Below are 18649 nucleotides of genomic sequence, written 5' to 3'. Positions count from 1 at the left end.
TTGATGGCACAGGCGTTTTTCCAGCTTGTTGATTTCGTGCTCGATTTTGACTTCCTTCTTGAGTTCTTTTGCCAACGGAACGACCTCGTTTTCAATCCAGACTGCATTCATATTCTTTTCTCCTGTCACCACTGGCCGGTTTCGACGCGGATGGCGACTTCGCAGTCGTCAAAGATTTCCAGTTTGGCAATCTTCACGCGCACGCCCAGCACGCCGGGCAACTGCATCAGCCGGTTGGCCAGTTTTCCGATCAGGCTCTCCAGCAGATTCACGTGTTCGGCGGTGCACTCGTTGATGATGATCTGGCGCACCTTGCGGTAGTCCAGCACGTGGTGGATGTCGTCATCAATCGGCAGCAGCGGCTGCTTGCCCAGGCTGAGCTCGGCATCGACCTGAATCGGCTGCGGCGCGGTTTTTTCGAGCTCCAGAATCCCCAGGTTGGCGTTAAAACGCAAACCGGTGAGCGTCAGGGTCTGATTACCAAAAGTGTGGGGCATGGTGGGGCACGGTAAATAGGGGGTGGGTTCGCTGCAGGGCGTCACAGCATGGAGAAATCGCGCTCGAATTTCATCAGGTGCTGGCCGCCATCGACCAGAATCGTGGTGCCGGTGATGGACTGGTTCTCCATCGCAAACTTCACCGTGGCGGCCACATCGGCCGGCGTTGACGAGCGGCCCAGCGGCGAGAGCTGGTGCAGGGTTTCAAATTTTTCAGGAGTCAGCAGGTGGCTGGTCAGCGTCAGGCCGGGGGCCACGCCGACGACGCGAAGCTGCGGGCTGAGCGCCATGGCCAGCATGGTGGTGGCGGCTTCCAGCGCGGCTTTGGACAGCGTGTAGCTGAAGAAATCGGGGTTTTGGTTCCACAGCTTCTGGTCCAGCAGATTCACCACCACGCCCAATGGTCGGCGCGCCTGCGCGCTGGCGGCCCCATCGCGCTTGAGCACATGCGAATGCAGCGCCTGCGCCAGCAGAATGGCGGCGCCGGTGTTGCTGCGCAGGTGTTTTTCCATGGCGGCAAAGCTGAAGGTAGCGGCCGTATCGTGCTCAAAAGTGGAGGCGCTGTTGACCACGGCGTCGACCCGGCCAAATTCGGCAATGACTTGCGGCAGCAATTTCCGGACCGCTGTCTCATTCGTTAGATTTGCACGAAAAGCGGCGCTAGCCCCCGCCAATTGTGCGCAGTCAGCTACTGTTTTTGTAGCGTCTTCAAGTGAATCCCGGTAATGCACCGCGACGCGCCAGCCGTCTTTCGCCAGGGCGAGGGCGATTTCACGCCCCAGCCGTTTGGCGGCGCCAGTGACAAGAACCGTGCGGGGGGGAGCGGGGGAGGACATTCGGGGACAATTCAGGCGTGATGAAAATACCCCACAGTTTAACGAGCGCCCTCTCCAGCCACATTGCGCAGGCCATTGCCGCACAGGGCGGCTGGATCGGCTTTGATGCCTTCATGGCGCTGGCTTTGTACACGCCGGGCCTGGGCTATTACGCCAACGACAGCGCCAAATTCGGCACCCTGCCGTATGCGCTGCAGGCGGGCGTGCCGGTGGCCGGCAGCGACTTTGTGACCGCCCCCGAGATGACACCGCTGTTTGGCCAGACGCTGGCGGCCCAGGTGGCGCAGGCCTTGCAGGTGACGCAAACCAGCGAGGTCTGGGAGTTTGGCGCCGGCTCCGGCGCGCTCGCGCTGCAGCTGCTGCAAACGCTGGAGGCGCTGGGTATCCCGGTGCAGCGCTATTGCATTGTTGATTTGTCGGGCAGCTTGCGCGCGCGTCAGCAGAAAAAACTGGAAAAGTACGCCCACCTCGTGCACTGGGTCAGTGCGCTGCCCGACACCCTGCAAGGCGTGGTGGTCGGCAATGAGGTGCTGGATGCCATGCCGGTGAAGCTGCTGGCCCGGGTGGACGGCGTCTGGCATGAGCGCGGCGTGGTCGTGGGCCCGGCGTCGGCGGGGGGCGAGCTCGACGTCGCACCCGCCCTGGCCTGGCAAGACCGCCCCACGGCGTTGCGCCCCCCGGTGGAGATCGACAGTGATCACGACTATGTGACCGAAATCCACCCGCAGGCCGAATCCTTTATGCGCACGCTGGCCGACAAACTGACGCTCGGCGCTGCCTTCTTTGTTGACTACGGCTTTCCCGAGCATGAGTACTACCACCCGCAGCGCCACATGGGCACGGTAATGTGCCACCGCAGCCACCGCTCCGACCCCGACCCCTTGGCGGATGTGGGGCTCAAAGACATCACCGCCCACGTCAACTTCACCGGTATTGCCCTGGCCGCCCAGGAGGCGGGCTTGAACGTGCTGGGCTATTGCACGCAGGCGCGGTTTTTGATCAATTGCGGCCTCGGGCCCAAGATGGATGCCGCTTCTCTGGCGGCGCGGGTGCAGGCGCAAAGGCTGATCCTGGAGCATGAAATGGGTGAGCTGTTCAAGGTCATTGGCCTGTACCAGGGCGAGCCGTGGGACGCTATCGGTTTCTCCTACGGCGACCGCACGCACACGCTGTAGTTCGTGACAAGGGCTTGAAGTCCGCCGGTTTGAGCGCCATGTGCGAGTCAGAAAGGTAGCCCCCATGAGCGATTCCCTGCACATTGTTTGTCCCCATTGCCACACCACCAACCGGGTGCGTCGCGACGACTTGGCTCAGGCGCCGGATTGCGGCAGCTGCCATAAACCGCTGTTCGTGGCGCATTCGCTGGCCTTGGACGAGACCAATTTCGACCGTCACATCAACCGCAGCCAGATTCCGGTGCTGGTGGACTTTTGGGCGCCGTGGTGCGGACCCTGTCGCCAGATGGCGCCGGCTTTTGAGCAGGCGGCCGCGCAGCTGGAGCCCAAGGTGCGGCTGGTCAAGGTCGATACCGAAGCGTCGCCGCAGCTGGGCGCGCGCTTCAATATCCGCAGCATTCCGACCCTGGCCCTGTTTGCCAACGGGCGCGAAGTGGCACGCCAGGCCGGCGCCATGGGCGCCGCCGACATCGTGCTCTGGACCCTCGCGCAACGCCTCTGACATGAGGCGCATGATCCGGGTGTAACGGCGCCGTAACCGGGGACGGCTTTGACGCATTAGCATCGGGACTTTGCCAGCGCGCGTAAGCCCCATGACAACTCACCTTAGAACCGAGACCATCGAGCGCATCGAGCGTCCTTGGGGCTGGTATGAAACCAGTTCGGAAGTGCCTGGCAACAAGGTCAAGCGCATCTGCGTGCTGCCCGGGCAACAGCTGAGTCTGCAAAAACACCATCAGCGCGCCGAGCACTGGGTGGTGGTGCGGGGCTCGGCCTGCATCACGGTGGGCGAGCACCAGTTGACCCTGGGCGTGGGCGAGCATGTGGACATCGCCGTGGACGAGGTGCATCGCCTGGCCAACCTGACGGCTGAACCGGTGGAAATCGTCGAGGTGCAGTTCGGCAGCTACCTGGGCGAGGATGACATCGTGCGGCTGAGCGACGACTATGGCCGCGCCTGATGCGCGCCGCTTCCACAAACTTCTGCTGAAATGAACACCATGATTCAAAACGTTTTGTCTGACGGATTTCAACTGCCCGCGGGCGCCGCGCCGGTGGCCTGTGTGGACATTGGCGGCACCAAGGTGGCGGTCAGCATCGCCGACGCGCTGGGGGTGCGCGGCCGCGTCGCCGAGCCGACCGCCAAAGAGGGCGGGCGCGATGCGCTGGCGCTGCAAATCATCCGCCTGGTGGGGCGGAGCTGCCAGCTGGCTGGCGTGAAGAGCGCCGATCTGTCGGCCGTCGGCGTCTCGTCTTGCGGGCCGTTCGTGTTGCGCGACGGTCTGGTGGAGCTGGCCGCCCCCAATATCTGCGGCGGCCTGGCGGGCAAAGCCCGTGGCCTGCCCAACGACTGGACCACCGCCTTGCTGGAAGCCCCGTTGCGCCAGGCGTTTGCCAACGTGCGGGTTGAAAACGACGGCATCGGCGCCCTGGAGGCCGAACGGCGCTGGGGCGCGCTTCAAATCAAGGGCCAGCCCTTGTCCCACTGCGCTTACGTGACCTGGAGCACCGGCATTGGCGTCGGCCTGTGTGTGGACGGCCATGTGCTGCGCGGCAAGAACGGCAATGCGGGCCATGCCGGGCATCTGTTTGTGAGCGACAACGATGACGCCTTGTGCGGCTGCGGCAATGTCGGGGACGTCGAAGGGCTGATCGCGGGCAACGCCATTCCGCGGCGCTTCGGGCACCTCGGCTACACCGATTCTGCTACGCTTTTTATAGCTTCTTACGCAGGTGATACAAGGGCTGCAGCCATTATTGATGAATTGTGCCGGGTGATGGGGCGAACCCTGTACAACCTGGTGGTGACGCTCGATCTGCAGCGCATCAGCATCGGCGGCAGCGTCTTCTGGCATCACCGTGAGCTTTTGATCCCGAAATTGCAGTCGCACGTTCGCGGCAAACTGGCGGCCTTGACGGACGGCTGCGAGCTGGTGCCGGCTGGCTTGGGTGAGCGCGTCGGCGATTTCGGCGCGCTGGCGCTGGTGGCCTGAAGAACTCCGAGCGCAGCCACGGCGGGCGTGCCCCGCCATCCCGCCACCCGGTTATTCCCGGTTTGCGCATCCAGTCCGGCACGACCAACCCATCTAGGGTAAGTACCGATGGCCGTCATCTTTAAATTAATTAACAATTAATTAATTCGAGCGGCAGGGTGTCAGCGCGAATCAACCCTAGCTCCGTGGCCTATTCCGCCATCGGAGCTTAAAACTCAGGAGACAAGATGTTGAAACTTTCCAAACTGGCCACCGCCGCGGCTTTGGCGGTCGCCGGTACGGGCCTATGCGTCAGCGCCCTGGCCGGTGAAGTCGAAGTCCTGCATTACTGGACATCTGGTGGCGAGGCCAAATCGGTCGCCGAACTGAAAAAAATCATGCAGGCCAAAGGCCATGTCTGGAAAGACTTTGCCGTGGCTGGCGGCGGCGGCGACAACGCGGCCACCGTGCTCAAAAGCCGCGTGGTGTCCGGCAACCCACCTGCGGCCGCCCAGATCAAGGGCCCGGCGATCCAGGAGTGGGCGTCGGAAGGCGTGCTGGCCAATCTGGACAGCGTGGCCCAGGCCGAAAAGTGGGACAGCCTGCTGCCCAAGGTGGTGGCGGATGTCATGAAGTACAAAGGCCACTACGTCGCGGCACCGGTCAACGTGCACCGCGTGAACTGGATGTGGGCCAACGCGGCGGTGCTGAAGAAAGCCGGCGTGGCTGGCATGCCCAAGACCTGGGACGAGTTCTTTGTGGCGGCCGAGAAGGTCAAAAAAATCGGTTTGATTCCGGTCGCGCACGGTGGCCAGAACTGGCAAGACTTCACCACCTTCGAGTCGGTGGTGTTGGGCGTCGGGGGCCCCAAGTTCTACAGCGACGCGTTGGTCAAGCTGGACGCCAAGGCGCTGACCAGCGACACCATGAAGAAATCGCTGGAAACCTTCCGCAAGGTCAAGACTTACACCGACGCCGCCGCACCGGGGCGCGACTGGAATCTGGCCACCGCCATGGTGATGCAGGAAAAAGCCGCCTTCCAGTTCATGGGTGACTGGGCCAAGGGCGAGTTCCTGGCGGCGGGCAAGGTGCCGGGCAAAGACTTCCTGTGTGCCGCCGCACCCGGCACCGCCAATGCCTTCACCTTCAACGTGGATTCGTTTGCCATGTTCAAACTCAAAGACCCAGCCGCCCAAAAGGCGCAGGGCGATCTGGCCGCCGCCATCATGGGCACGGAGTTCCAGGAGGTGTTCAACCTGAACAAGGGCTCCATCCCGGTGCGCCTGAACATGAATATGGCCAAGTTTGACGACTGCGCCAAGCTGTCCTCCAAGGACTTTGTCGACACCGCCAAAACGGGTGGCCTGGTGCCCTCCGTGGCGCACGGCATGGCCATCACGCCGGCGGCTGAAGGCGCCATCAAGGATGCGGTCAGCCAGTTCTGGAACGACGACACGATCAGCGTCGCCGAGGCCCAAAAACGCATCGCTGTCGCGGCAAAAACAAAATAAGCCCTTCCCATTTCTTTAAATTCTGAAACAAAAATCATGAAGACAACATACAAAATCGGTCTGGTCGCGGCCGCCGCGGCCCTGTGCGCGGGCAGCGCCTTCGCAGTCGATGTCGGCGGTTTCGAATTCCACGGCTATTCCCGTGGCGGCCCGGTGCTGAGCTACGACGACAACGTCAAGGGCGGGCTGGCCCTGGGCGGCGATCTGCAGAAGTACCGCCTCGGCAACGAAGGCGACAACGGCATCGAGGTCGATCTGATCAAGAACTTCGAGGCCGGTGGCATGAAATGGAAAGTGCAGTACATGCCTGCCAAATGGAACAATGGTGCGATCGGTACCGAGCAGGCTTTTGTGGAAATGAGCGGCCTGTCCTTTGCCCCCGAGGCCAAGATCTGGGCCGGCCAGCGCCGCCTGCGGATCCAGGACGTGCACATCGTGGACAACTTCCTGATGAACTACGGCGACAACCAGGGCGCGGGCGTGACCGACATCCCGATCGGCAGCGCCAAGCTCGGTGTCGGTGTCTTCAGCGGCGACAAGTTTGACAGCGCGATGCCGGTCGGCGTGAAAGCCACCCGCATCAATGCCGATGTCTCTGACATCAGCACCAACCCCGGCGGCAAGCTGCGCGTGTTGTTGACCGCCGTCAACGGCACCGGCCTGGTCGGCGGCAACTCCGGCTCGGGCATCTCCGTGTCGCACAACCAGGCGGACTTCCTCGTCAAAGGCATGAGCAACGTGCTGTTTCTGCAGACCTCCACCGGCCATGCCCGCATCGACGGCGAGTTCCAATCCATCGACGGCGTGAGCGCCGGGCAAAAAGCCACCCGCATTGCCGACTCGCTGAACTGGCAGTTGGGTGCCTTTGGCGGCCAGGCCCTGCTGGGCTACCAGACCAGCCAGGACGACGTGAGCGGCGTGACGACCAAGGACACCTCGGTCGGTGGCCGCCTGTCGTATGCGTTCTCGACCAACTTCAAGCTGCTGGCCGAAGCCGGCGCCACCCGAAGGAGTGTGGATGGGCAGCCCGACCAGATGCTCAACAAGTTCACCATCGCGCCAACCGTTTCGGTCGGCTCGGACTTCTGGAGTCGTCCGGAAATACGTTTCTATGTAACCAAGGCCAACTGGAACGATGCGGCGGCACTGGCCAACGCGGCCACCTTTGGCGCCGGCGGCAAGACCTCTCGCACCCTGGTCGGTGTGCAGTACGAGATTTGGTGGTAACTTGGTTTTTCCAGAGGTAGCGTTTGACAGGGCGGTCTTGCGGCCGCCCTTTTTTCCAGTCCTGCCGGTCGCTTAAGGCCCGGCACAGGACAAAGTGAAATCAATGAACAAAAATCTTGAATCATGGCTTCCCCGGCTGGTCGTCGCACCCGCCTTCGTGCTGGGGTTTGCCTTTATCTACGGCTTCATGGTGTGGAACGGTGTGCTGTCGCTGACCGCCTCGCGCATGCTGCCCAATTACAGCGAGTTCGTCGGCCTGGCCCAGTATGCGCAGTTGTTTGCCTTGGACCGCTGGTGGGTGGCCCTGAAGAATCTCGGTGTTTTCAGTCTGCTGTACGTCGGCGGCGCCATGTTGCTGGGCATGTTACTGGCCATTTTTCTGGACCAGAAGGTGAGGGCCGAAGGCGCCTTGCGCACCATTTACCTGTACCCCATGGCCTTGTCGTTCATCGTCACCGGCACCGCATGGAAATGGATTTTGAACCCCAGCCTCGGGCTGGAAAAGCTCATGCACGATTGGGGCTGGGCGAGTTTCCACTTTGACTGGCTGGTGCAGTCGCACATGGCCATTTATTGCGTCGTGATTGCCGGCATCTGGCAATCGGCCGGTTTTGCCATGGCCCTGTTTTTGGCCGGTCTGCGTGGCATCGACGACAGCATCATCAAGGCTGCGCAGATCGATGGCGCCTCGCTGCCGCGCATTTACTGGCGCATTATTCTGCCGGTCTTGCGGCCCGTGGTGTTTTCCACCATTCTGGTGTTGGCGCACCTGTCGATCAAGAGTTTCGATCTGGTGATGGCCCTGACCGCGGGCGGCCCCGGTTATGCCACCGACGTGCCGGCCACCTTCATGTTCGTCATGAGCTTCACCCGCGGCCAAATTGGTCTGGGTGCGGCCAGTGCCAGCATGATGCTGGCCACCGTGGCCGCCATCGTGGTGCCCTATTTGTACAGCGAACTCAGAACCAAACCCCATGATCGCTAAACACTTTTCACGTGTCTTTCTCTACGCCGTGCTGCTCTTTGCAGCGCTGTTTTTTCTGGCCCCGCTGTATGTCATGCTGGCCACTTCACTGAAGGATGCCGAGCAGATCCGCGCTGGCAACCTGCTGAGCCTGCCCCGCTCGCTCAACTTCGAGTCCTGGCGCCTGGCCTGGTCATCGGCCTGCACCGGTGTCGATTGCCGCGGCTTGCAACCTTACTTCTGGAATTCAGTCCGCATGGCGGTGCCGGCGGTCTTGATCTCAACCGCCTGGGGTGCCGTCAACGGCTATGTGCTGAGCCTTTGGAAATTCAGGGGTAGCGAGTTGCTGTTTGGCTTCTTGCTGTTTGGCGTCTTCATGCCGTTCCAGGTGGTGCTGCTGCCGATGAGCCAGGTGCTGGGCTATCTGGGCTTGTCCAGCTCCATCACCGGTCTGGTGCTGGTGCATTGTCTGGCCGGCATGGCTGGCACCACGCTGTTTTTTCGCAACTACTACACCGCCATTCCGAAAGAACTGGTGAACGCCGCGCGCATGGATGGCGCGGGTTTCTGGCGCATTTTCTGGCGCATCGTGCTGCCGATGTCGACCCCCATTTTGATGGTGACGCTGATCTGGCAGTTCACCAATATCTGGAATGACTTTTTGTTCGGCGTGGCCTTCAGCGGCGCCGACAGCAAGCCCATTACCGTCGGCTTGAACAACATGGCCAACACATCGAGCAGCGTCAAAAGCTACAACGTGGACATGGCGGCGGCCGTGATCGCGGGCCTGCCCACCATGCTGGTGTACGTGCTGGCCGGTCAATATTTCGTCAAAGGACTCACAGCCGGCGCTGTGAAAGGATAAAAACAATGGCAGCTTCACTTCACATCGCGGGCATCCGCAAAGTCTATGGCAAGGGCGACAAGGCCGTGGAAGTCCTCAAGCGCATCGAAATCGATGTCGCACCTGGAGAATTTCTGATTCTGGTCGGGCCTTCGGGCTGCGGCAAATCCACCTTGCTCAACATCATTGCCGGTCTGGAAGATCCAACCGAAGGCGAACTGCGTATCGCCGGCAAGAACGTCATCGGCGTGGCCCCGGCCCAGCGCGACATTGCCATGGTGTTCCAGAGCTACGCGCTGTACCCCACGATGAGCGTGGCCGACAACATCGGCTTTGCGCTGGAGATGCGCAAGGTGCCCAAGGACGTGCGTACCAAGCGTATCCACGAAGTCGCGGCGATGCTGCAGATCGAGCACTTGCTGGACCGTCGCCCGGCGCAACTCTCGGGCGGTCAGCGCCAGCGCGTCGCCATGGGTCGCGCGCTGGCACGCGACCCGCAGCTCTTTTTGTTCGATGAGCCTTTGAGCAATCTGGACGCCAAGCTGCGCGTCGAAATGCGGGCCGAAATCAAGCGCCTGCACCACATCAGCGGCATTACCAGCGTGTACGTGACGCACGACCAGATCGAGGCCATGACCCTGGGCAGCCGCATTGCGGTCATGAAGGACGGCATCCTGCAGCAGATCGGCACGCCGGACGATATCTACCGACGTCCCGCCAACACTTATGTCGCCGGATTCATCGGGTCCCCCAACATGAACTTCATTCCCGGAAAGATTCAGACCGTGGGAGAACAGGGCAAGTTTGTCTTCGCAGGGGGCTCGCTCGACCTGGTCTGCCCCGCCGCCAATGAGGCCACGCTGGGTCAGCGCCCCGAGCATATTCACCTGAGTGCCGATGCGCCCTGGCGCGGTCAGGTGGTGCTGGTGGAGCCCACCGGCGCCGATACCTATGTCGTGGTCAAGACCGCCGTGGGCTTGATGACGGTGCGCGTGGCGCCGAATACGAGTTATCAGGTGGGCGAGCAGACCGGGCTAACGGTGAGCAGCAAGCACAACAACTGGTTCGATGCCCAGACCGGTGTGCGCATGGCTGAGTCGTGATCATTCACGCTCAATCCGCTGCGGCAGGCTGAGCCTGACGCGCAGACCCTGCGGCAGGACCGCGCTCGCGGTGGCACTGCCACCGTGGCGCCGGGCAATCTCATGCACGATGGCCAGACCGAGGCCGCAGCCACCGGGCAACTCGCTGGCACGCCAGAAGCGCTCAAAGACATGCTTCAGGTCGGACGGCGACAAGCCGGGGCCGTTGTCTTCAACTTCGATCACCACCTGACCGGCCTGGCGCAGGACGCGCAGTGTCACCACGCTGGCGCTGCCGGCATAAAGAATCGCGTTGTCCAGCAGGTTGCTCAGGGCTTCGCGCAGCATCAGTTTTTCGCCGTCCACCGGCAAGCTGTCTTCGCCCTCGTAGCCGAGGTCGACGCCGGCCGCCAGGGCGCGTGGCGTCCACTCGCGCGCCACCTCGCGCGCCAGCGCGGCGACGTCCAACGTTTGCAGCCGGACGTCCGCCTCATTGCGCGCCAGTGACAGCAGTTGATGCACCAGATGCGCGCTGCGCTGGGCGCCGGCCAGCACTTTGGTCAGGCGCTCTCGCAGCGCTTGCGGGTCGGGCTCCGCCAGGGCCAGTTCGGTCTGGCTGATCAGGCCCGCCAGCGGCGTGCGCAATTGATGGGCGGCATCATTCAGGAAACGTTTTTCCTGGCCCAGACTGCGGCGCACCGCGGACAGCAGCTGGTTCATCGCGCCGGCCAGCGCGTGAACCTCCTGCGGTGCCTCGGTCATCTCAATCGGTGACAGCGCCGACAGGCTGTGCTCGCGCCGGTCCCCCAGTTGCGCCTGCAGCCGTGTCAACGGGCTCAAACCGCGTGATATGCCGCCGTAGACCAGCACGCTCAAGAGGGCACCCAGCACCAGCAGCGGCACCAGCATGTCGGCCACCAGCTCGGCCGTGATGCGCCGCTGCACGGCCAGACTTTTGGCCACCTGCACGCGTAAGCGCTGGGGCACCGCCTGCTGACCATAGTTGACATCCAGCAGCGCCACCCGCATCGGTTTGCCGTCCAATGAAACGTTGTACAGCAGTGGCTCGCCGGTGATCGGGTTGGCGTTGGCCGGGGGGGCGGGCAGCGTGCCATTGCCCATCAGGAAGCTGCCGGGCGGTGACGACACCATGTAACTGACCCGGTCCTGGGGGTCTTGTTCGATGATGTCCTGTGCGGCGCGCGGAAAGTCGATCAGCAGGCCGGAGCCGATCGGCTTGACCTGGCGTGCCAGTGACAGCACCGATTGCGTCAGGGACTGGTCAATGCCTTTCTCGGCGTATCGCAGCGCCATGCGGTAGGTCAGCGCGCCGCCGACCAGCCACAACACCAGTTGCGGCAGCAGGAGCCACAGCAGCAGCTGCCTTTTGAGCGACAGGCCGTGGCCCTGTTTCGCCGGTTTCATCGGGGGCGATCCGGCGTCCACCCCGAGCCGATTCCCAGGGTGTGCCATTTCATGGTGCGGCTGACTCCAGCATGTAGCCCAGCCCGCGCACATTGCGAATGTTGAGGCCGGAATCGGCCAGCTTGCGGCGCAGCCGATGGATGTAGACCTCGAGTGCGTTGGTCACCACCGCACCGTCGCCGGGCTCGGACTGCCAGGTCTCCAGCACATCCTCCCGGCTGACCACCTGGCCAGCATGGGTGACTAGCAAGGACAGCAGCGCCCACTCGCGTTGCGTCAGCTCCAGGGCTTCGTCGCCCAGCCAGGCCTGCGGCAGGGTGGCGTCCACCCGCAGCCGCTGGTGGCTGTCGGCGGTGAGCTCGAGCGAGCCGCCAAATGCCGGCAGGCGAGCGCGTCGCAGCATGGCGCCCAGGCGCGCCTGCAGCTCGGCCATGCTGAACGGCTTGGTAAGGTAATCATCGGCCCCGGCATTGAGGCCTTGCACCCGGTCGTCGACGCCGTCGCGGGCCGTCAGAACGAGCACCGGCAAGGCCGGCAGGCGCCGTCTGATCCAGCGCAGTACCTCCATGCCGCTCACTTTGGGCAGGCCCAGGTCCAGAATCACGCCATCAAAGCGGTTGGATTCCAGCAGCGTCTGCGCCTTCTCGCCGTCGGCCGCGGACAGGAGGGTGTGGCCGGCTTGGGTCAACTGGGCGCTTAAGGCATCGCGCAGCAATTCGTCGTCTTCAACAATCAGTAGATTTGACATGGACTGAGCATAACAAGCGCTGGCCTGGCTGCTCCGGGAGAGTTTTCTTCCCCCTGTCTTCCTTTTCACTCTCTCCGGAGGAACCGGAAGAGGGTGGGGCCGACTAAATTGACCGTGCCATGAAGGCTTCAAAGTCCGGCGCCGACATCGGTCGGGCAAACAGGTAACCCTGCGCATAATCGCAACCGGCGGCGGCCAGCAGGTCCCGCTGTTGTGCGGTTTCAACCCCCTCGGCAATCACCTTGATGCCCAGCTCATGGGCCATCACGATGATGGCTTTGCACAAGGCCAGATCGGTGGACGCGGCCACCAGGTGGCGCACGAAGGACTGGTCGATCTTGATGAAGTCGATGTCAAATTTCTGCAGGTAAGACAGCGACGAATAGCCGGTGCCGAAGTCGTCCAGCGACACCTGAACCCCGGCATCGTGCAGTGCCAGCAACTGGTTGGCCACACTGGCGCCGGTGTCCAGCAGCAGGCCTTCGGTGATCTCCACCACAATGCTGTCCCCCGGCAAGCCCATCGCCCGCAGTTGTCCGCCCCAGGGCGGGTTGCCCTTGGCGCTTTGGTGAAACTGCACCGGCGACTTGTTGACGCTGATCTGGAAATGGGGATTCAACGCTACGCGCCACTGTTGGACCTGCTGCGCCGCCTGCTGGAACACCCACTCACCGATATCGACGATGAGGCCACTGGCTTCCGCGATCGGGATGAAGGCGGCGGGGCTGACCGTGCCGCGCGTCGGGTGTTCCCAGCGGATCAGTGCTTCCGCCTTGTGAATGGCGCCGCTGGCCATTTCAACAATGGGCTGGTAAACCACCCTGAACTGTTGGCTGGCCAGTCCGGTGCGCAAGTCATTGGCCAGACGCCCCCGGGTTTGCGCGGCCTCTTGCAGGGCGGGCGTGAAAAAGCTGAAACGGTTGCGCCCAGCCCCTTTGGCCGCGTAAAGCGCCTGGTCAGCGTTCTTGAACAGGTCTTCAATTTCGGCGCCATCCAGCGGGTACACCGTGATGCCAATGCTGGCGGACACGAAGACCAGCTCGTCGTCCAGCTGGAACACGGCTTCCAGCGCCTGCAGGAGTTTTTGCAGAATGCGCTCCATGCCGCTGGCGTCAGGCACCTCGGTCAGGAGGACGGTGAACTCGTCGCCGCCCATGCGGGCGACCGTATCGGCCTCGCGCACACAGCTCCGGATGCGGCGGGCGGCTTCCACCAGCAGCAGGTCGCCGCTGTCGTGGCCGAGCGTGTCGTTGACTTCCTTGAAATGGTCGAGGTCAATGAACAGGATGGCGAGTTGCAGGCCGTCGCGTTTGCTTTTTTTCATCTCCTGCTCCAGCCGGTCGCGCAGCATGTTGCGGTTGGGCAGGCCGGTCAGCGCGTCGAAATGGGCTTGCTGCCAGATCAGCGCTTCTGATCTTTTGCGGTCGGTGATGTCGGTGTGGGTGCCTATCATGCGCAGCGGCTTGCCCGCTGCATCGCGGCTGATGACCATGCCCCGGGTCAGTACCCATTTCCAGCTGCCATCCTTGCAGCACACGCGATGCTCGTTGATGTAGGTGGGTGTGAGGCCGTCAAAATGGGCCTGCCGGTCGGTTTGGAGTTGCGCCAGGTCATCCGGGTGGGTGCGAGCGTCGAAGGCGTCGGCACGATTGAGTATTTCGTCCTCGCCGAAACCATACATTTCTTTCAGGCGCTTCGAAAAAAACTCCTCGCCGCTCTGGATATACCAGTCCCACACACCGTCGCCGGTACTTTCCAGCGCCAGTTTCCAACGCTCCTCGTTTTCCCGCAATGCCGCTTCGGCCTGTTTGCTTTCGGTAATGTCCTGCAACATCAAGGTGCGCTTCACCGCCCGACCCTGCGCCCACGTCGTGGTGCCCAGGGAGTGGACCCAGATGTGCCGCCCTTTGGCCGTGATCATTTCCAGTTCCAGATCATGCGTCGTCGGTTGCTTGACGACGTCCGCGTAAGAGGCCTTGATCAGGGCCCGGGCCGCGGGAGTGAAGAAATGCTTTGATGTGGCCGAAGTGGGTGCGTATTCCTCGGGCGACGTTTCCAGCAGACGGTAAACCCCGGCGGTCCAGAACACCTTGTCATTGGCAATATCGGCTTCCCAGCCACCGACCCGGGCAATGGATTGGGTTGCATCGAGCAACTGGTTCAGCTGTTTGCGGGCGGTCTCGGCCTGAACATAGTCAGACACGTCCGCGAATGTGCGCACCATGCCGCCGGAAGGCAGGTTCTGGGTTTTGACCTCCAGTGTGCGGCCAGCCGGGGTCACACGCAAATACTGGTCGGGGACGTCGCCCTCGCAGCCTGCCGCCAAATAGTTGCGCGCATGGCCGTCGACCAGGGACGCGTCGGGACCGAAGTCGCCCCGTTCAAGCTGATAAAGAGTTATCTCCTGCAGTGTGGGACGGGTCGCCAGAAGGCTCTCTGCTAGATCAAGCAACTCACACACTCTCGGGTTGAAGGTGCTCACCCGCTGGTCGGCATCAATCATGAAAATCCCCTGGCTGATGCTGGCCAGCGTGGTTTCCAACAGCCTGCTTTTCTCGCCCAGTTGCAGATTCAGTTCGCGCAACTCGGCCTCGGTTCGCTTGCGCTCGGTGATATCGGTGTGGGTGCCGATCATGCGCAGGGGCCGGCCCTGGGCATCGTGGCTCACGACCATGCCACGCGACAGAATCCACTTCCAGGAGCCGTCCTTGCAGCGCAGACGCACGTCAATGGCGTAGCGCGGCGCACGCCCTTCCAGATAGGCGCTGACGGCTGCGTTCAGTGCGGCGAGGTCGTCCGGGTGGACCCGGGTAATGAATTCTTGATAACCCTTGTCAAGCTCACCGGCCTCGTAACCGAGTAGCTCTTCCCAGCGCTTTGAGTGTTTCTGGGCCCCTGTGAGCAGATTCCAGTCCCACACGCCGGCGCCGGAGCCTTCCAGCGCCAGTTTCCAGGGGTCTTCGCTATCGTCCCGGTCTTGCTCAGGCAGCGAGCGCACCGACGGATGACCCGGTGGCGCTTGAGGGTTGTCGGAAGGTGGGGGCAGGTCTTTGTTCACGTTGTGACGGACAAAATGGGGGCGACGGCGGGCGGGTAAAGGGGTATGAGGGCGAATCCTGCGTCAGTCGCATGTAAGCAGTTATTGATTTTATAGCGTGTTCTGGACTCCGGGAGGGGGGAGGATAATGCGGGCTACGGCTGTTTGCAGTCGATCATTCAATGGTCTCAAGATTTTGAATCTGGGGGGGTGCCTGTTGGTATTCAGTGTTTGCCGTTTGTCAGTGCGTGTGCAACTTCTGTTGCTGATGCTGGCCGTGCTCTTGCCCGCTCTGTCTCGTCGTCCGGCATGGAAGAGCGTCTGAACTGACTCCATCGTGCCAAGCCACAACCGGATCACCGCCACAACCAAGCAGTTCACTGTGGTGCTGGTGGCGTTGGCGCTGCTGCTGCCTTTGACCGGGTGGCTGGTGGTGCAAATCCAGAGCCCCCAGGTCGAGAGTGAGGCTTATGACAATCTGGCCGCCATTGCCAGGCTCAAGACCAACCAGATCGAGAGCTGGCTCGGCGAACGTCAAAAAAATGGCGAGGTCTTGTCGGCCGATGCTGACTTTTCGCGGCATGTGGCGACGCTGCTGGCATCGTCCGCGCCGCACCAGCAGGCTCATGAAGCCGTCGTGCGACGGCTCACCTCACTGTGCTGGTCCTACAACTACGACAGCATCGAATTACTGGACCTGAACGGGGGTGTCCTGGCGTCCGGTGGCGAACCAGCCGATGTGCCCCTGTCCATGGGCGACATGGTGAGGCAGATGGAGGACAGCGGCCGGGCGCTGCGCCTGGAGCCGAATGTCAATGCCTTGGGGCAGGCGCAGCTTCGATGGCTGCTGCCGGTGTTCGATGTCGATGGCCCGCAACGCCGACTGATCGCGCTGGTGTTGATGCGGGTCTCGCTGGAGCGTTTTTTATTTCCGGAGATGCAGGTCTGGCCGACGTCGAGTCCCAGCGGTGAGACCCTGCTGGTGACGCGTGAGGGTGACATGGCGGTGTTCATGAATGAGCCTCGGCACCGCGGCGACGCAGCGATGAAGCTGCGTCTACCGCTATCCGATGCCGCCTCGCCGGCCGCCGTGGCCTTGAAGACCAACCAACCCGGGATCGTGTCCGGCCTGGACTACCGGGGTGTCGCCGTGCTGAGCGCCTACCGGCCGGTGGACGGCACGCCCTGGCGTGTGCTGGCCAAGATTGACAAGTCAGAAGTGTTGGCGCCGGTGCGTGTGCTGGCCCTGTGGATCAGCATTGTCACGCTGCTGGCCATCATGGCCCTGGGCGTGGTGTTGGCGCTGTTTTTGCGTCAGCTCGGACGTGTGCAGCGCCTGGAGGTGCGGGCCGAGAAAGCCAAATCGGACCAATTGATGGAGCGCTTCTTTTCCCTGCCCTTCATTGGCATTGCCACGGGGGACCTGACGCGGGCGAGCTGGAGCCGATTCAATGACCATTTCTGCACCATCGTGGGCTGCTCGGCGCAGGAGCTCGGCACGGTCGGCTGGCCGGATCTGGTGGCGCCGGCGGATGGGCGCGCGGACTTGAGTGCTTATGAGCAGCTCATGCGCGGTGACATCGACGCTTACGCGGTGGACCGGCGCATCAAGCGACGGGACGGGACCGAGGTCTTCGTCAGCATGCAGCTGCGTGCCTTGGCGGACGAGGAGGGGCTCTTGCCGCGCTGCATCATCATGCTGCAGGACATCACTTATCGGCACCAGGCAGAACTCAAGATCAAGCGGCAGTCCCAGCTTTATGCCGCATTGAGCGAGTGCAACCAGGCGATTGCGCATTGCACGACCCAGGACCAGCTGTTTGCGCGTGTCTGTCAGACGGCGGTGACTTTGGGCGGCATGAAAATGGCCTGGATTGGGCTGCTCGACCCGGCAACACAGCGCGTGTTGTCGGCGGCTTCTTTTGGCGCCACCGCCCTGGCCCTGGAGGGCGTCGAGGTCTCGGCCAGCGCTGACAGCGAGTTTGGCCAGGGCAGCGCCGGAACCGCGATTCGCGAGGATCGGCCGGTGTGGATTCAGGATTTCCTGAACAGCCCCGCGACGGCGCCGTGGCATGCCATTGGCACCAGCGACCACTGGCACGCCACGGCCTCCATTCCCCTGCATCGCCAGGGGCAGGTCATTGGGGTGTTTGTTCTGGTGGCCGGTGAAGTGAACGCCTTTGACCAGGCGGCGCAGAACCTGCTGATGGAAATCGGGTCGGACGTGGATTTCGCGCTGGAGAATTTCGAGCGCGAAGCGCAGCGCCAGCGCACCGAGCAGTTGCTGCACCAGTCGCAGACGCTTTTGGAGTTGGCGCTCAAGGGGTCCAGCGATGCGCCCTGGGACTGGGATCTGGTGGCGCAGCGCCTGGAATACTCGCCCCAGGGCTGGCACATGCTCGGCTATGGCCTGGACGACGCTGCCCATGACGTGGGTCCGTGGAAGACCCTGATTCATCCGCAGGACAGGTCGCTTTTTGATTCGCTCCAGCCGCCTGAGTTTGCATCCGATGCCACGGTCATCGTCAGGGAATTCCGGCTACGGCATAAGGCGGGCCATTACGTGCCGGTCTTGTCGCGCGGCTACATCTCGCGCGATGAAGCAGGACGGGCGGTGCGGGTGACGGGCACCAACATGGATCTCACCGCGCAACACCAGGTGCGACAGGCCGAGGCCTTGCGTCCGTTCGTGTTGGAGCTCATTGCCAGCCGGCTGGGCATTGATCAAATTCTGGAGCGATTGATGCAAAAGCTTGAGGAGTTGCTGCCCTCAAGTTTTGGCGCGAGCTGGCTGCTTGATCGGCAGGCCAATATTCTGTACCCCGGCGCGGCCCCTGGTCTGTCGGATCTGCTCGACCATGCGCACGGCGCCCTGGCCATTGGGGAAGCGCTGCATGCCGGTGACCAGGTGTCGTTCAGCCCGGTCGAGGCCAGGGCGCTGGAACTGGTTGACAGCCCGCTGCGATCGAATTTCAATGCGATGGCCCAGGAGACCGGCTTGCTGGCGTGCTGGTCAGTCCCCATACTCTCCAGCACCGGGCAGGTTCTGGGGGTGCTGGACCTGCATCGAAAGCGCGAGGGCGAGCCCGCCGAAACCGAGCTCAAATTGATAGACATGGTGAGCCAGTTCGCGGGCCTGGCGATTGAGCGCAAGGCCTCGGAGGCGCAGGAGCGTCTGGCCGCGCAGGTGTTTTCGCAAAGCCGCGACGGCATCGTCATCACCGACGCGCAGTGTCATATTCTGTTGGTGAACCCGGCCTTCAGTGTGATCACCGGCTACAGCGCGGCGGAGGCGCTGGGCCGCAACCCGAGCCTGCTGGCTTCGGGGCG

At 62.6% G+C, this 18649-nt stretch carries 15 protein-coding genes; 10 read left to right on the top strand and 5 right to left on the bottom strand.

Annotated features, from left to right (window positions below; genetic code table 11):
* Positions 1–125 precede the first annotated feature (125 nt).
* Both B3V69_RS02670 and B3V69_RS02665 read right to left on the bottom strand, forming a co-directional pair.
* Complete coding sequence (locus B3V69_RS02670) at positions 126–497, bottom strand: dihydroneopterin aldolase (protein WP_296443543.1); 372 nt, start codon at positions 495–497, stop codon at positions 126–128.
* A gap of 41 nt (positions 498–538) precedes the next feature.
* A complete protein-coding gene (locus B3V69_RS02665) occupies positions 539–1333 on the bottom strand; it encodes an SDR family oxidoreductase (protein ID WP_296443541.1) in 795 nt (264 codons plus the stop codon).
* Between the two features lie 20 nt (positions 1334–1353).
* Here B3V69_RS02665 and B3V69_RS02660 point away from each other — a divergent pair, with 20 nt between their 5' ends.
* The 9 genes from B3V69_RS02660 to B3V69_RS02620 all read left to right on the top strand — a co-directional run bounded on the left by B3V69_RS02660 (position 1354) and on the right by B3V69_RS02620 (position 10130).
* On the top strand, positions 1354–2508 hold the full coding sequence (locus B3V69_RS02660) for a class I SAM-dependent methyltransferase (protein WP_296443539.1): 1155 nt from the start codon (positions 1354–1356) through the stop codon (positions 2506–2508).
* A 64-nt stretch (positions 2509–2572) separates the two neighbouring features.
* Positions 2573–3010 (top strand): thioredoxin TrxC, encoded by a 438-nt coding sequence (gene trxC / locus B3V69_RS02655; protein ID WP_296443537.1) that lies wholly within the window; start codon positions 2573–2575, stop codon positions 3008–3010.
* Between the two features lie 91 nt (positions 3011–3101).
* Positions 3102–3470 (top strand): phosphomannose isomerase type II C-terminal cupin domain, encoded by a 369-nt coding sequence (locus tag B3V69_RS02650; protein ID WP_296443535.1) that lies wholly within the window; start codon positions 3102–3104, stop codon positions 3468–3470.
* A 39-nt stretch (positions 3471–3509) separates the two neighbouring features.
* A complete protein-coding gene (locus B3V69_RS02645) occupies positions 3510–4502 on the top strand; it encodes an ROK family protein (RefSeq protein WP_296443533.1) in 993 nt (330 codons plus the stop codon).
* 227 nt (positions 4503–4729) lie between these two features.
* Positions 4730–5992, top strand: a complete 1263-nt coding sequence (locus tag B3V69_RS02640) for an ABC transporter substrate-binding protein (RefSeq protein WP_296443531.1) — start codon at positions 4730–4732, stop codon at positions 5990–5992.
* A gap of 36 nt (positions 5993–6028) precedes the next feature.
* Entirely contained in the window at positions 6029–7219 is a 1191-nt protein-coding gene (locus tag B3V69_RS02635) for a carbohydrate porin (protein ID WP_296443529.1), read from the top strand.
* Positions 7220–7322: 103 nt separating this feature from the next.
* Positions 7323–8204 carry a carbohydrate ABC transporter permease gene (locus tag B3V69_RS02630; protein ID WP_296443527.1) on the top strand — a complete coding sequence of 294 codons (882 nt, stop codon included), beginning with the start codon at positions 7323–7325 and terminating at the stop codon, positions 8202–8204.
* Positions 8194–9048: a carbohydrate ABC transporter permease gene (locus B3V69_RS02625; protein ID WP_296443525.1), complete on the top strand. Its 855-nt coding sequence runs from the start codon at positions 8194–8196 to the stop codon at positions 9046–9048. The genes B3V69_RS02630 and B3V69_RS02625 overlap by 11 nt, the downstream gene beginning before the upstream one ends.
* A gap of 5 nt (positions 9049–9053) precedes the next feature.
* The gene (locus B3V69_RS02620; RefSeq protein ID WP_296443523.1) at positions 9054–10130 is read left to right on the top strand and encodes an ABC transporter ATP-binding protein; all 1077 of its coding nucleotides are present in this window, start codon (positions 9054–9056) and stop codon (positions 10128–10130) included.
* Here the strand turns inward: B3V69_RS02620 and B3V69_RS02615 are convergent, their stop codons facing one another.
* From B3V69_RS02615 to B3V69_RS02605, 3 genes are all read right to left on the bottom strand, one after another.
* Complete coding sequence (locus B3V69_RS02615) at positions 10131–11534, bottom strand: sensor histidine kinase (RefSeq protein WP_296443521.1); 1404 nt, start codon at positions 11532–11534, stop codon at positions 10131–10133.
* A gap of 49 nt (positions 11535–11583) precedes the next feature.
* Complete coding sequence (locus B3V69_RS02610; RefSeq protein ID WP_296443519.1) at positions 11584–12282, bottom strand: response regulator transcription factor; 699 nt, start codon at positions 12280–12282, stop codon at positions 11584–11586.
* Between the two features lie 103 nt (positions 12283–12385).
* On the bottom strand, positions 12386–15340 hold the full coding sequence (locus tag B3V69_RS02605) for an EAL domain-containing protein (protein WP_296443516.1): 2955 nt from the start codon (positions 15338–15340) through the stop codon (positions 12386–12388).
* 316 nt (positions 15341–15656) lie between these two features.
* Between B3V69_RS02605 and B3V69_RS02600 the strand changes: the two genes are divergently transcribed.
* Positions 15657–18649: GAF domain-containing protein (locus B3V69_RS02600; protein WP_296443514.1), on the top strand; the 2993-nt coding region annotated here is incomplete at its 3' end.

The sequence above is a fragment of the Rhodoferax sp. UBA5149 genome (genome assembly GCF_002413825.1).
Taxonomy (GTDB): Bacteria; Pseudomonadota; Gammaproteobacteria; order Burkholderiales; family Burkholderiaceae_C; genus Rhodoferax.
Note: the sequence above shows the minus strand (reverse complement) of the source record. Positions and strands in the feature narration are given on the sequence as shown.